This is a genomic window from Moraxella cuniculi DSM 21768 (genome assembly GCF_900156515.1).
GTDB lineage: Bacteria > Pseudomonadota > Gammaproteobacteria > Pseudomonadales > Moraxellaceae > Moraxella > Moraxella cuniculi.
The window spans coordinates 68,583-75,585 of record NZ_FTNU01000011.1 but is presented as its reverse complement, the minus strand read 5'-3'; the positions used below and the strand labels follow the sequence as shown (position 1 = coordinate 75,585).

3 protein-coding genes are annotated in these 7,003 nt (G+C 42.5%); all 3 read right to left on the bottom strand.

Translation table 11 applies throughout. The features are described 5' to 3' along the window. Positions 1-13 precede the first annotated feature (13 nt). The 3 genes from BW928_RS11940 to BW928_RS07350 are packed head-to-tail and all read right to left on the bottom strand — an operon-like array spanning position 14 to position 6,996. Positions 14-1,156 carry a DUF637 domain-containing protein gene (locus BW928_RS11940; protein ID WP_259741476.1) on the bottom strand — a complete coding sequence of 381 codons (1,143 nt, stop codon included), beginning with the start codon at positions 1,154-1,156 and terminating at the stop codon, positions 14-16. A gap of 51 nt (positions 1,157-1,207) precedes the next feature. Next, a complete protein-coding gene (locus BW928_RS07355) occupies positions 1,208-1,564 on the bottom strand; it encodes an Imm8 family immunity protein (RefSeq protein ID WP_076555590.1) in 357 nt (118 codons plus the stop codon). Positions 1,565-1,566: 2 nt separating this feature from the next. Further along, on the bottom strand, positions 1,567-6,996 hold the full coding sequence (locus BW928_RS07350) for a two-partner secretion domain-containing protein (protein ID WP_076555589.1): 5,430 nt from the start codon (positions 6,994-6,996) through the stop codon (positions 1,567-1,569). Positions 6,997-7,003 lie beyond the last annotated feature (7 nt).

Here is a 7,003-nt window from a genome sequence, read left to right as displayed (position 1 = left end):
ACTGTAATATTGCTTATTTATAAATGCAGTTAATATTATTATTACCGCTGATGTTGCACTCAATTCTTTGTAAGCCGAGTTGGTATCCATACTTACTCCTTAGATATTGATAGTCAATTTCACCATATCTTGGATAAGTTCCATAGCTATATCCAGTTGTTCGATATTTTAATAAACCTTTGATGCCATCCGCATGCAAAGCTCCACTAGTCTTCTGAAATTCATCAAAAGATATCCCCAGGGTTGCAGCGTTCATTCCTGCTAAAATATTTCCCCCTTCTCTTAGGGTGATATATTTGCCTTTAAATAAAAAACCGTGGTAAGAATTTCCTTCATGACCCGGGAATGTTGATTTAATATCATATTTCTTGCCAGGAAGGCTATTATAAGCAAACCATTCTTTACTGAATGCTCCTTCATTCCATGCTTGATTATTCAGTTTATAAATGTAATTATCTATACTTTCTCCAATGTATACTTTACCCACAGCATTTCCAGTATCAGGACTTATAAATGCATCTTCAAACATTGATTCTCCAATTTTTATTGGGTTGTCAATACATTTATTATTTTGAAAATTACACTTATATATTCCTTTATCACCATTTAAAATAACTTTTTTAACTTCATTGTTCTTATCAATATAAGTTGCATTCCACCTAACCGCCTCTTCAGCACTTGCTGATGCTGTATTTACATCAAACTCGTATAATAAGGCAGCTGATGCTGACAGGAGTTTGGCGGTGTTGATGATTTTTTGTTTGTCTTGATCTGATAAGATGTAGGCAGTTTTACCATCAATCATGACTGCTGGATAACGATTTGTCATCCAATCGCCTACCATCTCACCTATCATAGCACCTAGGGCACCTGCTTTACAAGTCTCACCTTTAGCTTTGGCTGCTACACAGCCTGTTAAACCAGCAGAGATTTTATGTATGCTGTTATTGATGATACCAGTATCATTGGCATCTAATGGCTTGATGATGTCGCTATAAATACCACTGGCAGCAGCATCAATAAGCTGATTGGTCAGTTGTTTTTTTAGATTATCTTCTAAACTTGTACCGTATAATAAACTGTCTGCCAAAGCACCGCCTGTACCTTGGATAAACCCTCTGGCAAATCTGTCAGACCAATCGGCGGTGTCGGTAATGTTAATACTTGTGTATTTGCCAATTAAGCCATCTAAGCTTCTGCTAAATTATTATTCTCTCTGACAATAACCATCAAACTCCCACAGTGCAAACTGATTGATTTGATTGGCAATCTCATGCCAACTGTTGCCCGATGCCTGTTCAATACAATGCTGTATTTTTGTCTTAATTTGATCAAGATTAAAGCAGTCCACCAATAAATATCCGCGAACTGGTGCTTTGAAATTTTGTTCGTCAAACCATTTGGGTGTGCAAATGGTTAAATAAAAAATATCGGCACCTTCTTTATCCGATGCTCCTATTAGCAAGCATAGATCCAGATCAAAAAAATCAGGGTCTTCTGGTTGGTATTTTGTCAGTACAATATCAGCATCGGCAGCATGGATTTGTTTTAGTATTGCTTGCATGTTTAATTCTCTATATTTAAATGAGCGTTCCGCATAATTTTTCTTTTCCAAACGCCTTTAACCTTAACAAGCTCTATTGTTTCAAAATTCGCCTGAACGCCAGTTGTTGCATAAGGGCTATTTTTGGTTGTTGGCGGTCTATATTGTCTTAAACCATCAGCACTCACTAGGGTTTTTCCATCGCTTGCAACTTTATAATTTTTACCAACCCATGCTTTGCCTAATAAATCTGCTTCAGATCTTGTGGCTTGACCGATACCAAAATTACCTTTACCACGAGAAGCCTCCCTTAGTATTCCACTTAAGCGTGCAAGTTTTTTAGCATTTACCTTGTCAATGTATATGACCTTTCCATTGACAATCCATCTTGTTGCCTGTGCTGTTTTTACCTGTGGAATAGGGGCTGTAGCCAGCAATAGTTCAAATAGCTCTAGGTCGGTTTTGAGTTTCAGCCGTTTATATTCTTTAGGGTCGCCATCTGCTAACTGCCATAACAATTCTTCTTCTTTTAAAATTTTGTCAATTTCTTCGCTTGTAGCATTCCACCTAACCGCTTCAGAAGCCATATCTGCTGCGGTATTGATGTCTTTATCAAAGATAAAGGCAGCAAAGCTTGCAGCTAGGCGAGATTCGTTGATGATTTGTTGTCTTTGTTTGTCGGTTAATGTGTTTGGATTATCTATTTTTCTATCCGCCCACATCTCACCTATCATAGCACCTAGGGCAGCTGATTCACAGTCATTTTTGGCAATTTCAGCAGAAATACAGCCTGTAAGAGCAGCAGCAAGTTTGTGTTTGGTGTTGTTAATAAATCCTATGTCTTTTTCGTCTAAGGGTTTGACAAGTCTGCCAAAGATCTCTTGGTTAAAAATACCTGCCAAGCCTAATCTTAGATTTTTTGTTAGGTTTTCATCAAGGTCGGTATTATAAATGGCAGTTTCTAATAAACTGTTACTTGTGCTTTGGACAAGCATTTTTAGCATTTGGTCGCTAAATTTTAACTTGTCTTGACCTGCTTGTACAGCAAAGTTTTTTTCGATCTTTTGGGTGATGCCAGCACTGATGACATCAAAGGCAAACCGTTTGACATTGTCTTTACTGCCTAAATCTTTAAAGGTTTTGGCAATATCGCCTTTGTTGTTGATTAGGCTGATATGAGAGATTTGAACCAATGAAGTAAAAGCAGCCCCTGCCATTGCACCGATGGTCTGACTACCAACTTGGGCAGCTACCGCCATAGAGATATTTGTGGCAGTGCCGCTGGTGGCAACAGCCACAGCAATCGCAATCACCCCAGCAGCTTCAGGTGTTAAGCCTTCTTGTTTGTAGTTCCATTGCTCTTGGGCTAGGCGTAGAGCGGTAAAGTCAATGTCATCACGAGTGATGATGTCATTTAGGTATTCAAAGCCTGGTTTTTGGCTTAGGTTTTGTAAGGTGGTAACCAGATGCTCTTGGTTTGCTGGATCGTCTTTGTTGATTGGTACTTGGACTAGTAAGCCGCCTGTAGCATTTAGATTTGGCGATACACCAGTAAATGAGGGCAGATCGGCAGTTTGGGTGATTGACCCTTTATCTTCAATGGATTGCCAGACTTTATTATTATACTCTTTAACCTGTCTTTGGCTTATCGTGGTGCTTGCGGTATCTAAGATAATTTTGGCATTTTTATTGGCGTTTTCGCCCACCCCTGCATAAATATCAGCACCAGACAGATTGCCAAATACAGTGCCTTGCAGATAAGTGTCATCACCTGATTGGCTCTGGGTATAATCCGCCACCAAAAAAGTAGGCAACTCGGTTAGGATTTGTTGATAGCTCTGAAGGCGTGATTTTCGATATTTGACGCCTAAGAATTTAGAAGTCGTTTGCGAATCGATGTTTTTTTCATCAACCTGCTGTACAGCAAACAGCCTTAGAGCATCACCTGCACCAAGCTCAATATTGCCAGCTGGTGCATTGAACCGACTGGCATAAGCAAACAAACTGTCTGCGGTCTGTATCCGAATGTTATTTGCATTTAGTGCGACACTTTCGGCATCTGACATTTGCTCGGTTGTGGTGGTTACGGTGGTTTTTTTCTTGATTTTGCCGCGTTTGCTGACACTGGTGTGCCTGTCATAGACAAGGTCCTGACCTGCCTGCAGTATGGTGCTGCCTGTGCTGGTTATATTGATGTCTTTAGCTTGATAATTGCCCCCAATCAATAAGACGGCTGATTTGGTCTTGGTATCATCGCCATCAGACTGGCTGACGGCATTGATTGAGATTGTGTCTTTGGCTGTGATGCGGCTTGGTTGATAGTTTTTGCTGACGGCATAGCTGTCATCATCAAAGTTGCCCCTTTGATAAATATCATAAACACCCTCAATGCTGATTGCCATCGGCAGCTGGGTGATTGGTGCAGCTGCATTCAGCAACTGTTTGAAATCATTGATTTTTTTATCATTGCCATCTTTGGCATCAAGATAGGCTTGTTTTAGGGCATTTTTATGCTCATTGATTTTTTGAGCGTCTGCCAAATCATCGGCATCGAAGGTTAAGCCGTCAATCAGCTGATTGGCTCGGCTGACATTGTCATCAGCACCGATGGCATCTGGGCGTAACAAAGCAAGCAATTTGGCTTTGGTATTTTCATCAACAAACTGCCTTGCTTGGTTTTGGTTGCCGATGGCGGTTAAGTTTACACTGCCTGTTCGGCTTTGCAAATCTGCCATTTGCACACTGATACCGCCAGCACCAATTAGGTTGATATCGCCAGCTGTATCAATGCTTGTGCCTGTGTTTTGGCTTCCCACAAACTCCATGTTGGCGATTTTTAATGACTGCTTTAGCGTGCCAAGCTGTCTGGTCAGCTCATCTGCATCGTCATCTATGCCAAGCTCTTGCCGTCTGAAAATGGCTCGTTGTTGGCTGCTGGCTTGTTTTTGTTGCAGGGCTTGTTTTTGCTTATCATAATCACCAATGGGGCTTTGTGCATGCTCTTTTTGTAGCTTGATTAACTCATCATTGGCTTGTTTGTGGTCGCTTAGAGCCGCTTGGTACAGCGTATCATTGTTTAGGGTGGTTATTTGTTGATTAATATCGGCAATCTGTGCATTTAGCTCGTCAATACGAACCGCATCTTTGATACCAGAAATGGGGCTACTGATGACAGATAGATTAAGATTGCCCTGTGTGGCGATGACAGTGGTGTTTTTTGCGGCAGTAACTTGTGTGCCTTGCAGCTCAACGCCAGAGCCTTGTAGGTACACATTGCCACCAGCGTTGATATTGACTTGTTGCTGACTGCCACGACCCTGTTCCCCTGCCTGTCCTTGTAGTGTAAGCATGCCATTGCTGGCCAGCTCAAGATCGCCTGCTGTGGTGATATTTTTGCCAGCACGCACCGTCATATCATCATGACTTTTGATAATCATGGCACCATTAGCAGCTTGCAAAGCAGGATTGTTTGCCAAGATATCATGCTTTTTGGTGCTAAGGGTGGCATCTTGCCAATCTACCGCCGCCTTTTGACTGATAATCGACAGACTGCCTGCGTTAATTGTACTTTGGTTTAATAACACATTGCCATCAGCACGCACAGATATCAGACCATTGGCAGTGATGTTACCGTCATCAAGTGAAAGTTCTCCATCTTGGCTACCGATGGCAAGATGGTCGCTGGCATCAAGAGTGGTTTGGTTGATTTGAGCGTTGTTTTTGCTGTGCAGGCTTAAGTTTCTACCAGACAATGTGCTGTTTTTGATGGTGAGATTATCACCAGCTTGCACGGCGATGCTGTCTTTGGCATTGGCAGACAACTGGTCAAATTGAACAGTGTCAGCAGTTGAGACAATCGCAAGTTTATTGCTTGTAATGTTATCCTGATTCAGGTCTAATGCACTGTCTGCTATTAAGGCAGTATCACCTTTGGTATCTAGGCGGTTATTGCTGCTTTGTATACCATCACCGCCAATAAGCAGGCTGCCTGCTTGGATTGTATTGTTACTTAGGCGGATATCTTTGCCAGTCAGATTGATATTGTCATCAGCATCGAGCCGACTGTTTGTTATGCTAAGGTTGCCTGCACTTAGATTGATGGCATGGGTTTGGCTTGTGATTTGTGCATTATCAGCCGTGAAATCACCCAAGGCAGCGATTGCCACTTTGCCTGTTGTATTGATATTGATGGGTCTTTGGCTTTTGACATCACCCCCTGCATTGATGGTCAGGTCGGCACTGCCTTGGTAATCAAGTGCATCAAAGCGAACGCCAGCCTTGGCATCAAAGTCAATTTTTGCTTTGGCATCAACAGAGCCTGTGTTATCAATAGCGTCATTTTGGCTATGTAGATAAATAGCTGATTCGGCATCTGTCCCTGCTATCTGTCCTGCTTGGGTGATTTTGCCATCGGCAGATAGGCTGATGTGCCGATTTGCTTTTAGCGTACCTGCTTGATTTACCCCTGCCCCCTTGTCAGTGTTGACAAGATAAATGCCATGAGCATAAATTTGTCCCAATGCCCCAATGTCGATGGCGACAGGCTTGGCTTGGTCTATGGCAGATGGATTGTTATTCAGATTGCTAACTTGTCCAATCAAGCCCAAGGCGTTCAAATCCGCTTGATTATCCCCTGCAATCAGTTGCAGATATTGTGTGCCGTTATTGCTGATATTGGCTTGAGTGGTGATGGTTTTGGCAAATAATTGAGCAAAATAAGGGTTGTTTTGGTTGCTATATTGATAAGCCAATCCTTGATTATTTATGTCAATTGTGCCAGAGCCTGCCTGTATGGATTTGGGCAAGCCTTGGTCATATTGAATACTGCCTGCTGCCAAGACGCTATGATTGGCATTGATAAGACCACCGCCATTGATACTAAGACCATTGGGATTGGCGATGATGACATTGGCAGCCCTGCCAGCAACTTCAATTTTGCCATTTAGCCTGCTTGGATCATCACTAAAAATCTCATTGACAATGGTGGCAGCTTCACCGCTTAACAGCCAAAAATTGCCATCAATATCTCCTGCCAATTGACTGCTGGTGCCAAAACGGGCGTTGTTGAGTACCACGCCAGCCTCGCCAATGTCAAACTGCGTAAACTGATTGCGTGAAACGCCGTACTCATTGATGCTGCGAATGTTTACAATAGGCGTGCCGTTATTGCCAAGAAGCACAGTTGGGCGGTAATTGGGATTTGTTGTAGGGACAATGCCAGTTGGGCTTTGAGCCAAAAGCAAAGTAGGTGCCAAGGCTGACCATATTGCAACAGCAAGCATGATAAATCGCACCGCCAACGAACGGTGCAAACCAGCCAAATTCAACACTTGTGATGAAACAGAAGACACGGCAGTGGAAGATGATGAATGAAAAACACGAATAAACGCCACCGCCGCCACAAATGCAGCACAAACTTTGACAGCGATAAGTTTATGGTATTGTTGATTCATGACCGCC

Bases quoted from the DNA above. Each gene is read 5' to 3' on its own strand.
- BW928_RS07355 (WP_076555590.1), bottom strand. From the start codon at position 1,564: ATGCAAGCAATACTAAAACAAATCCATGCTGCCGATGCTGATATTGTA.
- BW928_RS07350 (WP_076555589.1), bottom strand. From the start codon at position 6,996: ATGAATCAACAATACCATAAACTTATCGCTGTCAAAGTTTGTGCTGCA.